Here is a 14210-nt window from a genome sequence, read left to right as displayed (position 1 = left end):
CGGGCCCCGGACCCCGTGTCCGGGGCCCGACGCGTTCATTCCTTCTCAGGGCTGACGAACAGGATGACCTGCCCCTCACTTCCGGCCAGCGCGTCGCGGACGTACCACTCCGGCTTCACCTGGTCGCGGGTGAGCCCGTTCGGATAGGGCCGGTCGGAGCCGCGGAACTCGTAGCGGTACTCGACGTCGGTGATCTTCCGTTCGGCCAGGACGTCCCACGCCTCGGCCATCGTACGTCCGGGGATCTCCGGCAGGCCGACGCCTTCGCCGGGCCGGTCGCCTGGGCCGGTGTCGTACATCTCGCCGGGGCGGGCCTCGCGGCCGAAGATGATGTGGGCGTATCCCTTGTAGTCCACGGGAACCTTGACGCCGACGTTGCAGATCTCGACCCCGCACTCCCCCTCGGCCTGGATCACCTCGATCCTGCTGCCCTCCTGGTCCTCCAGGAAGACGACGGTCCCGGCGTTCCTCGGCGAGACGGGCTTGAGGTCGAGCTCGATGTTCAGCCCGTGGGCCGCGAACTCCTTCCGGTAGCGCGCCGGGTCCGCGACCGGGTCCTTGACCGTGACGACGAGGGAGCCGCCCTCCTTGCGGAAGGACAGCGCGGCGGCGTCGGCCCGGTTCGGACCGAGGGACACCGGGCCGACCTTCTGGTCGGGACCGGCGACCGAGAACACGACCACCCCCGCGGCGGCGACCACGGCGGCCAGGGGGACGCCGACGAGCAGCCGCCGCCCCCACCGGCCATGCCGTACGGGCGCCGGGGCCTCGTCGGGCGGCGCCGTCATGATGCGCTCGGCCAGGTCGTCCCTGGTCTGGCGGCTCACCATCGCGGCGGCCTCCTCCTCGCTGATCGGGTTGAGCCGTTCGACGTTCACGCGACGCCTCCTTCTGACGCGGGTACCACTCGCTCCCCGATCAGGTCTTCGTGGGTGTTCAGCTCTCGGGCGAAGCGCCGCCGCGCCCGGAACATCCGGATCCGTACGGCGTTGCGGGAGCAGCCGAGGACGACGGCGATCTCCCCGAAGTCCAGGCCCTCCCAACCGGCGAGCGCCAGCAGTTCTCTGTCCTGCTCGGGCAGGCGCCGGAAGGCCACGGCGACGGCGGACGGCTCGGTCGCGGGGGCCGCGTGGCGGTGCGCGTGGGCGAGTTCGCCGCGCAGCCTCTCGCTCAGCGCGGTGCGCCGCCGCGCGCCGCGACGCAGGTTCGCGAGGGTGCGCCGGGCGACGCCGAACAGCCACGGCCGGGCCCGTTCGCCGTCGGGCACCTCGTCGAGCCGCCTCCAGGCGACGAGGAACGTCTCGGCGAGGACGTCCGCCGCGTCATGGCCGTTGTCCGTACGGCGGACGATATAGGCGAGCACAGCGTCGTGATGTCTCCGGTAGATCTCCTCGAAGCGGTGCCTTCGCGTGTCGGGAGGTCCCAACGACCCTCTCCTTTCCGGGGACGCCGGTAGCGTCGCGTCTCGGTCTGACACCCTCCATGTGTCCCGCTCGCCGGGGAGCATTTCAGAGCCCGCGTTCCGCGGCCGGGCGTTCCGGACCTGGGTGTTCCGCAGCCGGACGTTCCGGACCTGGGCGTTTCGGAGCCGGGCGTTCCGGACCTGGGCGTTTCGGAGCCGGGCGTTTCAGGGCCGGGGTGCTCGTTTCGGCCGCTCGCCGGGGTCGTCCCGGCTCGCTTGTCGTCCCGCCAAGTCAGTCACAAGCCATGGACAAGATGGGTAACCGACGATTGCCCGCGTGAATGGATATTTAGCGACATTGATCAGGGGATTGGCCGCGACGGCGGCGACCGCCCTGCTTGCCGTGACAGCTACTGTGGCGGCCCCGACCTCGTCCCCGGCCTGGGCCGACGGCGGCGAGAACGTCTCCGTGGGCACGCTGCTGGCCGCCCGCGCCCACCCGGCCGTCCAGCTCACCAGCCTCACCTTCAGCGCCGAGGTCGTCGTGCCGACGGCGGAGGTCCGGCAGGGTGCGCTGGAGGAACTCGCCACGCAGATCCAGGTCCTGGTGGCGGCGGGCAAGATCCCGTCGGACGAACCCAGCATGTACAAGTACATGTTCAAGCGGATGGCCGCCGACGTGGACAAGTACCTGATCCCGGCCGCGCCGAACCGTAAGGTCGAGGCACGGGTCGGCGGCATGTGCACCGGCTGGTGGGTCACCCCGGACGGCTACATGGTCACCGGCGCGCACTGCGTCGACATGAGCGACGACGAGCTGTCGCAGACCTTCGCCCAGCAGGCGCTGCAGAAGTTCAACGAGGAGGACGCGCAGGAGGTCATCAAGGGGCTGGAGAACGTCGTCGCCGACGACGCGCTGATCGAGGCCGCGCAGATGGTCTACATCAACTTCAACTCGGCGCACATGAAGCTGCAGAAGTTGCAGAAGAGCCTCGCCGTGCTGCAGTCGCTCCCCGGCGGCGGCGTGGACAAGACCGCCAAGGAGGTCCCGGCCGAGCTCGTCTCCGTGGGCGAGAGCTACCCCGGCAAGGACTTCGCGCTGCTGAAGGTCAACAACCAGCAGAACCTGCCGACGGTCCCGCTGGGCGACGACTCCGACGTGCAGACCGGCGACACGCTGTACATCAGCGGCTTCCCCGGCCTGGTCACCAACACCCCGTTCTTCAGCATCGAGTCCAAGCTCGACCCCGCGATGACGGAAGGACCGTACAACGCCCGGCGCACCACGACCGAGGGCGTCCCGTACATCCAGACCCAGGCGCCGTCCTACCACGGGAACTCCGGCGGCCCCGTCTTCAGCCGCGACGGCAAGGTCGTCGGCATGCTGATCGCCGGAACCGTCAGCGAGGGCGGCGAGGCGTCGGAGAACGAGAGCTTCGTGCTGCCGGTCTCCATCATCAAGGAGAAGCTCAACGAGAAGAACGTCAAGCCGTCGGCGTCGCTGACCACGACGAAGTACAACGAGGCACTCGACGCCTTCTTCGCCAAGCACTACAAGGACGCGCTGCCCCTGTTCCGTGAGGTCCAGGCCCTCCACCCGAACCACCCGTACGTCGCGAAGTACATCACCGACTCCCAGCAGGCGATCTCGGCCGGCAAGGACGAGACGCCCCAGCCCGTCTGGCTCTGGATCGCCATCGGCCTCGGCGTCCTGATCGTCGTCGGCGGCGGGCTCGCGCTGCTCATGGTGCTGCGGCGCCGCCGCAAGCGGGCCACCGCCACCCCTCCCTCGTACGGCCAGGCGTACGGCGGCGTCCAGGCGACGGCGATCGGCGGGCAGGAGGAGCGCCAGGAGTGGCGGCAGCCGGCGGCGCCGCAGCGGTACGCGTTGCCGCAGGGCGAGTCCTCCGGCGCCCCGTCGCCCGGCGCGTACTCGCGGGGAGGACCGGCCCAGGGCCAGTACCCGCCGCAGCCGCAGTACGGCGGACCGGGCTACGACCAGACCGGCCACGACGACCGGCACGACGGCCACCCGCGCTACGACCAGTACGGGCAGCCGATCCAGGCGCCGGACGGGGCCACCCGGTACGTGCGCCCCGCTCCCCCGGCGTACCAGCAGGGCGCGGAGCGCGACGTCGCGGAGCTGGAGCGCGAGGTCGCCGAGCTACGCCGCCGCCTCGGCCAGCGGCAGGCGCCCGATGCCTGAGCAGGGAAGGCCCGCCGGGGATCCGCCGGCGGGCCTTTCAGTCGTTTCTTCGCCGGGCTGGCGATCTCGCCCATTCGCCGGGGTCGTAGCGGCCGTGCCTCTCACGCGCCTGGAGCCGCAGGCCCGTCCCGCCGCCCGGCCTACCGCGCTGCACCCATCAGGTCGGCGGCCCGTCCCGCTCACGTCCCAGGAGGCGTGCGGGCGCGCCGCCGCTTCAGCGGGCCGCCCCGGTCACCCCGCCCGCGGCCTGACCGGGGCTCAGCGTTCTTCCCGCTCGTGCCGGGAACCACGGGTCATCTGGCCTTGGGGGTGAAGATGCCGAAGAGGTTGCCCGCACTGTCACGGGCGTAGGCGCAGTCGGGCGAGGCGTCGCTTCCGACCACCTTGTCCTCCACCTTGCCGCCGAGGTCCTCGATCGTGGCGCAGGCCTCCTCCACATCCCGGACGGCGACGGTGAAGATGGCGTAATCGGAGGAGCCGTCGTCGATGCCCCGCACTCCGCCGCGGGGCCGATCGTCGCCGGCGTAGCTGACGATCCGGTAGTCCGTACCGTCCGCCGCCTGTGCCTGGTCGACCGGCCGCCGCGGGGCCGACTCGTCCGTCAGGACCGCGGACGCGATCCGGTCGAGGCGGAAGACACGCGCGTCGTTCCGCAGCCGGCACATTCCCGGCGGATGTTCAGGGCCCGAACGCGTCGCGGGTGCGGGAGAGTCGCTCGGTGTCCGGCTCGGGGTAGCGCTCGCCGGTCGGCTCGGCGGAGAGGATCCGGTTCAGCCGGAACACCCGAACGTCATAACGGAGCCGGCACCAGGCCACCAGGTACCACACGCCTCCCCGGCCGCCCAGGAAGACGCTCGGCTCGACCTCTCTCGTGGTGGTCTCGCCCCTGCCGCCCGCGTACTCGATGCGCAGCACCTGCCGTTCCAGCAGCGCCCGGTCGATCGCGCGGCGGACCGCCTCCCGCCTCTCGTCGCGCGCGTCCTGGTGATCCATGCCTCGACGCTACGACCGCCGCCCGACATATCCCGGTATTACGCGCCTGTCGCAAGGGCCACAGCCCTGTCACCCCCGCGACCGGGTGTTGACGATCCGGTCCGGAGGGATGCCGCACTGCACGGCCCGCGCGCAGCCGTACCGCTGCCAGTCGAGCTGGCCGGGCGCGTGCGCGTCGGAGTCGATGGAGAAGTCGCACCCCGTCTCGTACGCGAGGCGCATCAGCCGCTTCGGCGGGTCGAGCCGGTCCGGCCGCGAGTTGATCTCGACGGCCACGCCGAACCTGCGGCACGCCTCGAAGACGATCTCGGCGTCGAACCTGGACTCCGGCCGCCCCTTGCCCTTGACGACCCTGCCGGTGCAGTGGCCGAGCACGTCCACGTGCGGGTTGGCCACGGCCGTGACCATGCGCCGGGTCATCTCCTCCGGTTCCATCCGGAGCTGGGAGTGGACGCTGGCGACGACGACGTCCAGCCGTTCGAGCAGCTCAGGCTCCTGGTCGAGGGAGCCGTCGGCCTTGATGTCCACCTCGATGCCGGTGAGCAGCCGGAAGGGGCGCAGGCCGGCGTTGATCCGGGCGATCACGTCGAGCTGGCTCCGCAGCCGGTCGGCGGACAGGCCGCGCGCGACGGTCAGCCGGGGCGAGTGGTCGGTGACCGCGAGGTACTCGTGACCGAGGGCGACGGCCGCCGCCGCCATCTCCTCGATCGGCGATCCCCCGTCCGACCAGTCCGTGTGGCTGTGCAGGTCGCCCTTGAGCGCGACGCGCATCGCGGCGGTGGCGTCGTCGAGATCGACGTCCTGCGTGTCCTCCAGGCGGCGCAGATATGTGGGGACCTCGCCGTTGAGCGCCTCGGTGACGGCGAGCGCGGTGACCTCGCCGATGCCCTTCAGGTCGGTCAGGCCGCCGCTACGCGCCAGCCGTACCAGCTCGTCGTGGGGCAGCCCGGCGACGGTGGCGGCTGCGCCGCGGAAGGCGCGGACGCGATAGGTCGGCGCGCCCGCACGTTCCAGCAGGAAGGCGATCCGCTTCAGCGCCTCGACCGGGTTCACAATAGGGTCTGGTACCCAGAAATACCTGATCGTTACGGTAAACGATGAAAGGGAACCCTCACGGGATGTATCCCCGTTGATCCCCCCGAGCGGTACGCTGTGCCGACCCCGACCGACAGGAGCCCGATGACCGCCTCAGGGGAGAGCCCCGGCCCGTCGCGTCATCCGATGGCGATGGGGGCCGGCGACACCCCGCCGAAGCGGCGCGGCATGTCGTCGACCGCCGTCAAGCTCGGCGCCGTCGGCGTGCTGTCCACGCTCGTCGTCGGATTCTGCGCGGCGCAGAAGCGCTACGAGGAGGTCGGCGCCGACTGCGTGGACCTCAACAGCCGCAACCCCGACGGCTCCTACACCATCGTCGACGACAGCTACTGCGACGAGAGCCATTACCACTACCGCGGCTCGCACGGCGCGTACGGCTGGTACTACGGCGGCAACCGGATGGGCGGCCGCGTATGGCAGGGCACGACGCTCAAGCCCACGGACGCGCAGGTCACCACAAGGACCGGCCGCGTGATCCAGCGCGGCGGCTTCGGGTTCCACTCCGGCGGCGGCGGGAGCTGACCGCGCGCCGATGAGACGTGAACGATCGACCCCGCGCGACGGCTGGGCCGAGCTGATCGAGTCCCAGGGCCTCGCCTTCCACCGCTCGTCCCACCCGGAGAACCTCGACCGGCCGTACTGGGACGAGAGCGTCCACTACGTCCTCACCATGGAGGAGGTCCTCGCCCTGGAGGAGCAGGTCGAGGAACTGCACCGGATGTGCCTTGCCGCGGTGGAGCACGTCGTCACGCACGACCGCATGGCCGACTTCGCCGTCCCCGCCCACTGCCGGGCCGCGGTCGCGGAGTCGTGGCGGCGCCGGGACCCGCATCTGTACGGCCGGTTCGACCTGCGCTACGACGGCTCGGGACCGGCCAAGCTGCTGGAGTACAACGCCGACACCCCGACGAGCCTGGTCGAGAGCTCGGTGATCCAGTGGTTCTGGCTGAAGGACGTCCATCCGGACGACGACCAGTGGAACTCGATCCACGAGCGGCTCGTCGACCGCTGGCGCGCGCTCGCCCCGGGCTTCCCGACCGGCCCGACGCACTTCGCGTGGACCGGCGCGGACGAGACCGGCGAGGAGGCGATGACGCTCGGCTACCTGCAGGAGACCGCCGACCAGGCCGGGCTGAAGACGGCCGCCATCGCGATGGAGGACATCGGCTGGGACCCGGTGAACCGGCGTTTCGTCGACACCGAGTACCGCGTGATCCGGTCGATGTTCAAGCTCTATCCCTGGGAGTGGATGGTGGCCGAGCCCTTCGGCGCGCACGCCCTCGCCCAGCAGCGGACCGTGGCCTGGATCGAGCCCCTGTGGAAGATGCTGCTGTCCAACAAGGCGCTGCTGGCGATCCTCTGGGAGCTGTATCCGGGCCATCCCAACCTGCTCCCGGCCTACCTGGACGGCCCACGCGACATGTCGTCGTACATCCGGAAGCCGCTGCTCGGGCGTGAGGGCGCCTCGATGCGGGTCGTGTCGCCCGGCCTCACCCTCGACACGCCCGGCGACTACGGCGCCGAGGGGTTCGTCCACCAGGAGTTCCTGCCGCTGCCGGAGTTCGACGGCCGCCGACCGGTGCTGGGCGCCTGGGTGGTCGAGGACGAGTCCGTCGGCCTCGGCATCCGGGAGACCTCCGGCCTGATCACCGACGACACCTCCTCGTTCGTGCCGCACCGCATCGCGCCGTCCTGACCGCCCCGCGACACCGCGTGGCCTCCCGGACGCGCCGACGCGCCGACGCGGCGTCGCCGAGCAGTCCTTCAGCGATCCGATCCCCCGAACCGCCCGCTCAGGGCCGCCCATCAAGGAGCCATGGTGACCACCCAGTCCACCCCCTTCACCGAGGTGCTCGGCAACGGAGCGCTGGCGATCGGCGCGTACGCCGTGCTCGGCGTGCTGCTGCTCGTCGCCGGCTTCTACGCGATCGACCTCGCCACGCCCGGACGGCTCAGCCGGCTCATCCGCGAGGAGCGCAACCCCAACGCCGCCGCCCTGGCCCTATCCGGTCTGGTGGCGGTCGGGCTGATCGTCGCCGCGTCGATCTGGTCGTCGGGCGGCGCGGTGCGCGAAGGGCTGATCGCCACCCTGGTCTTCGGCGTGGTCGGCATCGCCGTCCAGACGATCGCCATGCTCGTCTTCGACCGCGTCATCGGCATCCCGGTGCGGACGCTGCTCGACGAGGCGACGCTCCAGCCGGCCACGGTCCTGCTGTCGGCCACCCACGTCGTCATCGGCCTGATCACCGCCGTAGCCGTCATCTGACAGCCGTCCCCGCCGCCGCCGACGCGCGGGTCGGAGCAACCGCCCGCGTGTCCGATTCCTTCAAGACAGCCGCCCGTTCCCGCCCCTAGGGTCAGGGGACATGGCACCGACCTTCAACCTCATCGGCCTCGTCGTCGCGGACATGGGCGCGTCGCTGGCCTTCTACCGGCGGCTCGGCCTCGACATCCCGGCCGAGGCGGACTCCGCCCCGCACGTCGAGACGACGCTCCCCGGCGGGCTGCGGCTCGCCTGGGACACCGTCGACACGATCCGCTCCTTCGACCCCGGCTGGACGGCGCCGGCAGGCGGCTCCCGCGTCTCGCTCGCGTTCGCCTGCGCCGACCCCAAGGAGGTGGACCGCGTCTACGAGGACCTCGTCGCGGCCGGGTACGAGGGCCACAAAGAACCCTGGGACGCCTTCTGGGGCCAGCGCTACGCCCTGGTCCGCGACCCGGACGGCAACGGCGTGGACCTCTTCGCCCCGCTCCCCTCCTGACCGGGGCCGCCGTCAGGCGATCAGGACGCCGAGCGGGACGCCGGCCAGCGCCTTCACCTCACGCGAGAGGTGCGCCTGGTCGGCGTAGCCGGTGCGGGCCGCGACGTCGGCGTACGGCACGCCGGTCCTGGCCAGGGTGAGGGCGCGGTCCATCCGCAGGATCCGCATGAGGGCCTTCGGGCCGTACCCGAAGGCGGGGAGGCAGCGGCGGCGGAGCTGCCGCTCGCTCAGGCCCGCCGCGTCCGCCACCTCGGCGACCGCCGCGCCCTCGCGCAGCATCGCGACGACGCCGGGGACGGCCGGGTCCGGGGGCGGGGCGGACGCGAGCCGCCCGACGGCCAGCTCCTCCAGCGCGACGCCCGGACGGGGCGCCGTGTGGACGCGCTCGGCGAGCCGTCCGACCTCGGCCTCGGGCCACAGGTCGGCCAGCGGCACCCGTAGCCCGCGCAGCTCGTCCGCGGGCACGCCGAGGACGGCGGGGGCGGTGCCGGGCGCGAACCGGATGCCCGTGTAGCCGGCCGCGTCCCCCGTGCCCGTGCCCAGGTAGGCGACCGGGTCGGGCCCGGCCACCAGCAGCTCGCCTCCCACCCACAGCAGGTCCATGCAGCCGTCGGGGAGGATCCGCAGGGTCGCCCCGGGGCTCGCCCCCGGCCGCCCCCACACCACCGCCCCGGGCACCCGTGAGGGCCTCTCGCGGTACATGGTCCCCAGCATTCCATCCCGTGCCGACCGCTCGGCCGGGCGGCTGCGGCCAGGGCGTCCCTGGCCGCAGCATCCGCCGTGACCTGGCACGCTAGAACCGTGACGGAGCGGAGCGAGCCAGCGAGCAAGAACGGCGCACCTGCCGGCAGGGACGCCGACGAGAGCGGCCGGCCGGAGGACAGAGTGCGCAGAGACACCGCGCGACGGCTCGACCGGGCGATGGGCAGCCTGGGCACGGCGGCGATGGCGCGGATGGAGGAGCAGCTCCCCTGGTACCGCGCGCTGTCGGCCGAGGACCGGTCGTGGGTCGGCCTGGTGGCCCAGGCCGGGATCGCCGCGTTCGTCGAGTGGTTCGGCCACGCGGGCGAGGGGCGCCCGACGCCCAACATAGAGTTCTTCGGCACCGCGCCCCGTGAGCTCAAGCGCAGCGTCTCGCTCCAGCAGACGGTCGACATGGTGCGCATCGCCGTCGAGGTCGTGGAGGCGCAGGTCGAGGAGCTGGCCGCCCCCGGCGGCGCGGACCTGCTGCGCCAGGCCATGCTGCGCTACACCCGGGACGTCGCCTTCGCCGCCGCCCAGGTGTACGCCCGGGAGGCGGAGGCGCGCGGCTCCTGGGACGCCCGGCTGGAGGCGCTCATCGTGGACGCGCTGGTCCGCGGCAAGGTGGATGACGGGCTGCACTCGTGGGCCGCGGCGCTCGGCTGGACGTCCTCCCCCGTGGTCGTCTTCGCCGGCTATGCCCCGGGCGACGACCCGCAGAGTGTCATCGACGGCCTGCGCGACCGGGGGCGCCGGGTCGGCTACGACCTGCTCGCGGGCGTGCAGGGCGACCGGCTGATCGTCATCGTCGGCGGCGCGAACAGCATCAAGGACGCCGCGCGCAGCGTGGTCCCCCGCTTCGGCCCGGGACCGATCGTGATCGGGCCGGAGGTGCCCGACCTGCACGCGGCAGCCGGCTCGGCCCGCGCGGCCATCGCCGGGCTCCGCGCCGCCGCGGGCTGGCCCGACGCGCCGCGCCCCGTGCTGGCCGAAGATCTGCTCGCGGAACGCGCCATCGACGGCGACCCGGCGGCCCGGGTCCAGCTCGTGGAGAACGTCTACACGCCGCTGGCGGGGACGCCGCTGCTTGACACCCTCGCGACGTACCTGGAGCAGGGGACCTCGCTCGAGGCGACCGCGCGGCTGCTGTTCGTCCACCCGAACACGGTGCGGTACCGCCTGCGGAAGATCACCGAGCTCACCGGCTACCAGCCCACCGAGGGCCGCTCGGCCTTCACTCTGCAAGTCGGGCTGATTCTCGGCCGGCTCGGCGTCGCCTAGTGCGCTCTCCGAGCGAGTTCACCAAGATAGAGGGAGCGAAGCCGGCTCCGCGAGGACCGCGGGTTCCTTCCGGCGAAGTGACCGGCCCGGGCCGAGATTCGTGGACATCCACCGGTTCGTGCGAACGCCGGGACTGTAGGTTCCCTACAACGCGATCACCGCAAACTTCGTCCGGATCTCCATCTCTGTGGTGAACCCCTACAGGGCAGGGTTGTGATGTGCTCGTCATCGTCTCTCCGGGCCAAGGCGCCCAGACCCCAGGATTCCTGAGCCCGTGGCTTGAGATCCCCGGTTTCCGCGACCGGCTCTCCGCCTGGTCCGAGATCGTGGGCCTCGATCTGATCGCGTACGGCACCACGGCGGACGCGGACGAGATCCGTGACACCGCCGTCGCGCAGCCCCTGCTCGTGGCGGCCGCGCTCGCGTCGTACGAGGCTCTCGGGGTCGCGCCGGACATGGTCGCCGGGCACAGCGTGGGTGAGCTCGCCGCCGCCGCCATCGCCGGGGTGCTGACTCCCGAGCAGGCGCTCGGCCTCGTCCGGGTGCGCGGGCAGGCGATGGCCAAGGCCGCCGCCGTCACCGAGACCGGCATGACCGCGGTGCTCGGCGGCGTCGAGGAGGACGTGCTCGCCATCATCGAGAAGCACGGCCTCACCCCGGCCAACATCAACGGCGCGGGCCAGATCGTCGCGGGCGGCACGCTGGAGCAGCTGGCCGCGTTCAAGGAGGAGCCGCCCCAGCGGGCGCGGCTGATCCCGCTCTCCGTGGCGGGCGCGTTCCACACGGAGCACATGTCCCCGGCCGTCGACGACCTTCGCGCGGCCGCCGCGGACCTCACCCCGGCGGATCCCCGCGTCACGCTGCTGTCCAACGCGGACGGCGCGGCCGTCGCCACCGGCGCGGAGTACCTGCACCGCCTGATCGACCAGGTCAGCAACCCGGTCCGCTGGGACGCCTGCATGGGCACCATGGCGGAGCGCGGGGTCACCACCATGATCGAGCTCCTGCCGGGCGGTACGCTGACCGGCCTGGCCAAGCGCGGGCTGAAGGGCGTACGCACCTTCGCCCTCAAGACGCCGGAGGACCTCGAAGCCGTCCGAGAGGGGTTGAACGAGCAGTGAGACTGTCCCAGGGGGCTCCGGGGGCCAAGATTCTGGCGTTCGGCGGTTACCAGCCCGCCGACATCGTGACCAACGACGACCTGGCCAAGCGGATCGACACCAACGACGAGTGGATCCAGACCAGGGTCGGCATCAAGGAGCGGCGCGTCGCCGGGCCGGGCGAGTCGGAGATCGACCTCGCGGTCCAGGCGGGCGGCAAGGCCCTCGCCGCGAGCGGCCTGTCCAGCTCCGACATCGACCTGGTGATCGTGGCCACCTGCACCCTGGAGGCGCAGATCCCGAACGCCTCGGCCCGGGTCGCCCACCGGCTCGGCATCGAGGCGCCGGGCGCGTTCGACGTGAACGCCGCGTGCGCCGGCTTCTGCTACGCCCTCTCCGCCGCCGCGGACGCGGTCCGCGCGGGATCGGCGCGGCACGTGCTGGTCGTCGGCACCGAGAAGCTCAGCCAGTGGGTCGACCATGACGACCGCGCCACCGTGGTGATCTTCGCCGACGGCGCGGGCGCCGCGGTCGTCGGCCCGTCCGACCAGCCGAGGATCGGCCCGGTCGTGTGGGGCAGCGCCGGCGACAAGTTCGACGCGATCGCGGTGAAGGACCGCAACTCCTTCCTGCACCAGGAAGGCCAGACGGTGTTCCGCTGGGCCACGACCGCGCTTCACCCGGTGGCGAAGCTGGCGTGCGAGCGTGCGGGTGTGGACCCCGCCGAACTCAGCGCCTTCGTCCCGCACCAGGCCAACCTGCGGATCGTCGAGGCGATCGCCCGTAAGCTGGGCGCCGACAACGCGGTGATCGCGAGGGACATCGTGCTCGCCGGCAACACGTCGGCGGCCTCGATCCCGCTCGCGCTCTCCCGGATGATCGAGCGCGGCGAGGTGCAGCCGGGCGGCCTGGCCCTGCTGCTCGGCTTCGGTGCCGGCCTCACCTACGCCGGGCAGGTCATCGAGATCCCGTAACGCTTTGTACGGCCTGCCGTACAAACCCTGAAAAATCCGAAATTCAAGGAGAAATCGCGACATGGCAGTGACCGAGCAGGAGATCCTCGCCGGCCTTGGCAAGATCATCAACGAGATCACCGGCATCCCGGCGACCGAGGTCACCCCGGAGAAGAACTTCGTGGACGACCTCGACATCGACTCGCTCTCCATGGTCGAGATCGCCGTCGCCGCCCAGGACGAGTTCGGCGTCGAGATCCCCGACGACCAGCTCAAGCACCTGAAGACCGTCAAGGACGTCATCAACTTCATCCAGGCCTGAGTCGGGAGACCGCCGAGCGAGAGCCCGGCGGTCCCAGCCCCGCCAGACGGCCTCGTGAATGTGCCGTGCCGCGGCACATTCACGTCCACGACCAACAAGAGGAGTGCACAGAAGTGAGTACGAACCGGGTACGTGTCGTTGTCACCGGGCTCGGCGCGACGACGCCCCTCGGTGGAGACGTCGCCTCGACCTGGTCGGCGCTCCTCGACGGGAAGTCGGGAATCCGCCCCATCACCGAGGACTGGGTCGACACCGTTCCGGTGAAGTTCGCCGGCGTGGCCGCGGTCGACCCGGGCGATGTGCTGCCCCGGCCGGAGGCCCGGCGGCTGGACCGCGCGGAGCAGTTCGCCCTGATCGCCGCCAGGCAGGCCTGGCAGGACGCGGGCGCGCCCGAGGTCGACGGCGAGCGTCTCGGCGTGGTGGTGGGCAGCGGCATCGGCGGCATCGGCACGATCCTCTCCGCGTACGACCTGTACCGGGAGAAGGGCTGGAACCGGCTCTCGCCGTTCACGGTCCCCATGCTCATGCCGAACGGCTCCGCCGGCTGGATCAGCATCGAACTGGGCGCCAAGGCTGGGGCGCACTCCACGGTCAGCGCCTGCGCGACCGGCGCCGAGTCCATCGGCTACGGCATCGACATGATCCGCTCCGGCCGCGCCGACATCGTGGTCGCGGGCGGCACCGAGGCCGCGATCCACGGCCTGAACGTGGCGTCGTTCGCCGCGGCCCGCACCATGTCCACCCGCAACGACGAGCCCGAGCGCGCCTCCCGCCCCTTCGACAAGGGCCGCGACGGCTTCGTGCTCGGCGAGGGCGCCGGCATCGTGGTGCTGGAGTCCGAGGAGCACGCCCGGGCGCGCGGCGCCCGCATCTACGCCGAGGCGGCCGGCGTCGGCTACTCCAGCGACGCCTACCACATCACCGGGCCCGAGCCGGAGGGCCGGGGCGGCCGGGAGGCCATGCTCCGCGCGCTCAAGGACGCGGGTCTCACCCCGGCAGACGTCGCCCACGTGAACGCGCACGCCACGTCGACCCCGGTCGGCGACGAGATCGAGGCCCGGGCGATCAAGGAGGCCCTCGGGAGCCACGCGATCGTCACCGCCACCAAGTCGATGACCGGTCACCTCCTCGGCGGCGCGGGCGGCATCGAGTCGATCTTCACGATCCTTGCCCTGCACGAGCGCATCGTGCCGGCCATCGCCAACCTCGACGACCCCGCCGACGGCATCGAGGTGGACCTCGTGCGCGGCGAGCCCCGGAAGCTCGACGGTGGCCAGCTCGCCGCCATCAACAACTCGTTCGGGTTCGGCGGACACAACGTCGCCGTGGCCTTCACCACTGTGTGACTAGGAGCC

At 71.8% G+C, this 14210-nt stretch carries 16 protein-coding genes; 10 read left to right on the top strand and 6 right to left on the bottom strand.

Going from position 1 to position 14210, the window contains the following annotated elements:
• Positions 1-35: 35 nt before the first annotated feature.
• Entirely contained in the window at positions 36-878 is an 843-nt protein-coding gene (locus AWQ68_RS22410; protein WP_066943260.1) for a hypothetical protein, read from the bottom strand.
• Complete coding sequence (locus AWQ68_RS22405; protein ID WP_066943258.1) at positions 875-1426, bottom strand: RNA polymerase sigma factor; 552 nt, start codon at positions 1424-1426, stop codon at positions 875-877. The genes AWQ68_RS22410 and AWQ68_RS22405 overlap by 4 nt, the downstream gene beginning before the upstream one ends.
• Before the next feature lie 313 nt (positions 1427-1739).
• Between AWQ68_RS22405 and AWQ68_RS22400 the strand changes: the two genes are divergently transcribed.
• Positions 1740-3608, top strand: a complete 1869-nt coding sequence (locus AWQ68_RS22400) for a S1 family peptidase (protein WP_157545577.1) — start codon at positions 1740-1742, stop codon at positions 3606-3608.
• 293 nt (positions 3609-3901) lie between these two features.
• Here AWQ68_RS22400 and AWQ68_RS22395 read toward each other — a convergent pair whose 3' ends face one another.
• The 3 genes from AWQ68_RS22395 to AWQ68_RS22385 form a co-directional block, all read right to left on the bottom strand.
• Positions 3902-4273: a WYL domain-containing protein gene (locus AWQ68_RS22395; RefSeq protein ID WP_066943254.1), complete on the bottom strand. Its 372-nt coding sequence runs from the start codon at positions 4271-4273 to the stop codon at positions 3902-3904.
• Positions 4274-4286: 13 nt separating this feature from the next.
• Positions 4287-4601 (bottom strand): helix-turn-helix transcriptional regulator, encoded by a 315-nt coding sequence (locus AWQ68_RS22390; RefSeq protein WP_066943252.1) that lies wholly within the window; start codon positions 4599-4601, stop codon positions 4287-4289.
• 69 nt (positions 4602-4670) lie between these two features.
• On the bottom strand, positions 4671-5654 hold the full coding sequence (locus AWQ68_RS22385) for a PHP domain-containing protein (protein WP_066943249.1): 984 nt from the start codon (positions 5652-5654) through the stop codon (positions 4671-4673).
• Between the two features lie 126 nt (positions 5655-5780).
• Here AWQ68_RS22385 and AWQ68_RS22380 point away from each other — a divergent pair, with 126 nt between their 5' ends.
• The 4 genes from AWQ68_RS22380 to AWQ68_RS22365 all read left to right on the top strand — a co-directional run bounded on the left by AWQ68_RS22380 (position 5781) and on the right by AWQ68_RS22365 (position 8458).
• Positions 5781-6218, top strand: coding sequence for a hypothetical protein (locus AWQ68_RS22380; protein ID WP_157545575.1), 438 nt, complete (start codon positions 5781-5783; stop codon positions 6216-6218).
• A gap of 10 nt (positions 6219-6228) precedes the next feature.
• Positions 6229-7392 (top strand): glutathionylspermidine synthase family protein, encoded by a 1164-nt coding sequence (locus tag AWQ68_RS22375; protein WP_066943245.1) that lies wholly within the window; start codon positions 6229-6231, stop codon positions 7390-7392.
• Positions 7393-7512: 120 nt separating this feature from the next.
• Positions 7513-7962, top strand: coding sequence for a DUF350 domain-containing protein (locus AWQ68_RS22370; RefSeq protein ID WP_066943243.1), 450 nt, complete (start codon positions 7513-7515; stop codon positions 7960-7962).
• Between the two features lie 100 nt (positions 7963-8062).
• Positions 8063-8458 (top strand): VOC family protein, encoded by a 396-nt coding sequence (locus AWQ68_RS22365; protein WP_066943241.1) that lies wholly within the window; start codon positions 8063-8065, stop codon positions 8456-8458.
• Between the two features lie 12 nt (positions 8459-8470).
• On the opposite strand, the gene AWQ68_RS22360 is transcribed toward AWQ68_RS22365, so the two are convergent.
• Complete coding sequence (locus AWQ68_RS22360) at positions 8471-9160, bottom strand: helix-turn-helix domain-containing protein (RefSeq protein ID WP_066943332.1); 690 nt, start codon at positions 9158-9160, stop codon at positions 8471-8473.
• A 99-nt stretch (positions 9161-9259) separates the two neighbouring features.
• Here AWQ68_RS22360 and AWQ68_RS22355 point away from each other — a divergent pair, with 99 nt between their 5' ends.
• The 5 genes from AWQ68_RS22355 (at position 9260) to fabF (ending at position 14201) form a co-directional block, all read left to right on the top strand.
• Positions 9260-10480 carry a PucR family transcriptional regulator gene (locus tag AWQ68_RS22355; RefSeq protein ID WP_373281537.1) on the top strand — a complete coding sequence of 407 codons (1221 nt, stop codon included), beginning with the start codon at positions 9260-9262 and terminating at the stop codon, positions 10478-10480.
• Positions 10481-10698: 218 nt separating this feature from the next.
• Complete coding sequence (locus AWQ68_RS22350) at positions 10699-11601, top strand: ACP S-malonyltransferase (protein WP_066943239.1); 903 nt, start codon at positions 10699-10701, stop codon at positions 11599-11601.
• Positions 11598-12554, top strand: coding sequence for a beta-ketoacyl-ACP synthase III (locus AWQ68_RS22345; RefSeq protein WP_066943237.1), 957 nt, complete (start codon positions 11598-11600; stop codon positions 12552-12554). The genes AWQ68_RS22350 and AWQ68_RS22345 overlap by 4 nt, the downstream gene beginning before the upstream one ends.
• 61 nt (positions 12555-12615) lie before the next feature.
• On the top strand, positions 12616-12855 hold the full coding sequence (locus AWQ68_RS22340; protein ID WP_066943235.1) for an acyl carrier protein: 240 nt from the start codon (positions 12616-12618) through the stop codon (positions 12853-12855).
• Between the two features lie 113 nt (positions 12856-12968).
• Complete coding sequence (gene fabF, locus AWQ68_RS22335) at positions 12969-14201, top strand: beta-ketoacyl-ACP synthase II (protein ID WP_066943233.1); 1233 nt, start codon at positions 12969-12971, stop codon at positions 14199-14201.
• The last annotated feature ends 9 nt before the right edge of the window (positions 14202-14210 follow it).

Origin of the sequence: Microtetraspora fusca, assembly GCF_001570365.1 — a bacterium.
In the GTDB taxonomy this organism is placed as follows: domain Bacteria; phylum Actinomycetota; class Actinomycetes; order Streptosporangiales; family Streptosporangiaceae; genus Microtetraspora; species Microtetraspora fusca.
This window is presented reverse-complemented; position numbering and strand designations above follow the sequence as displayed.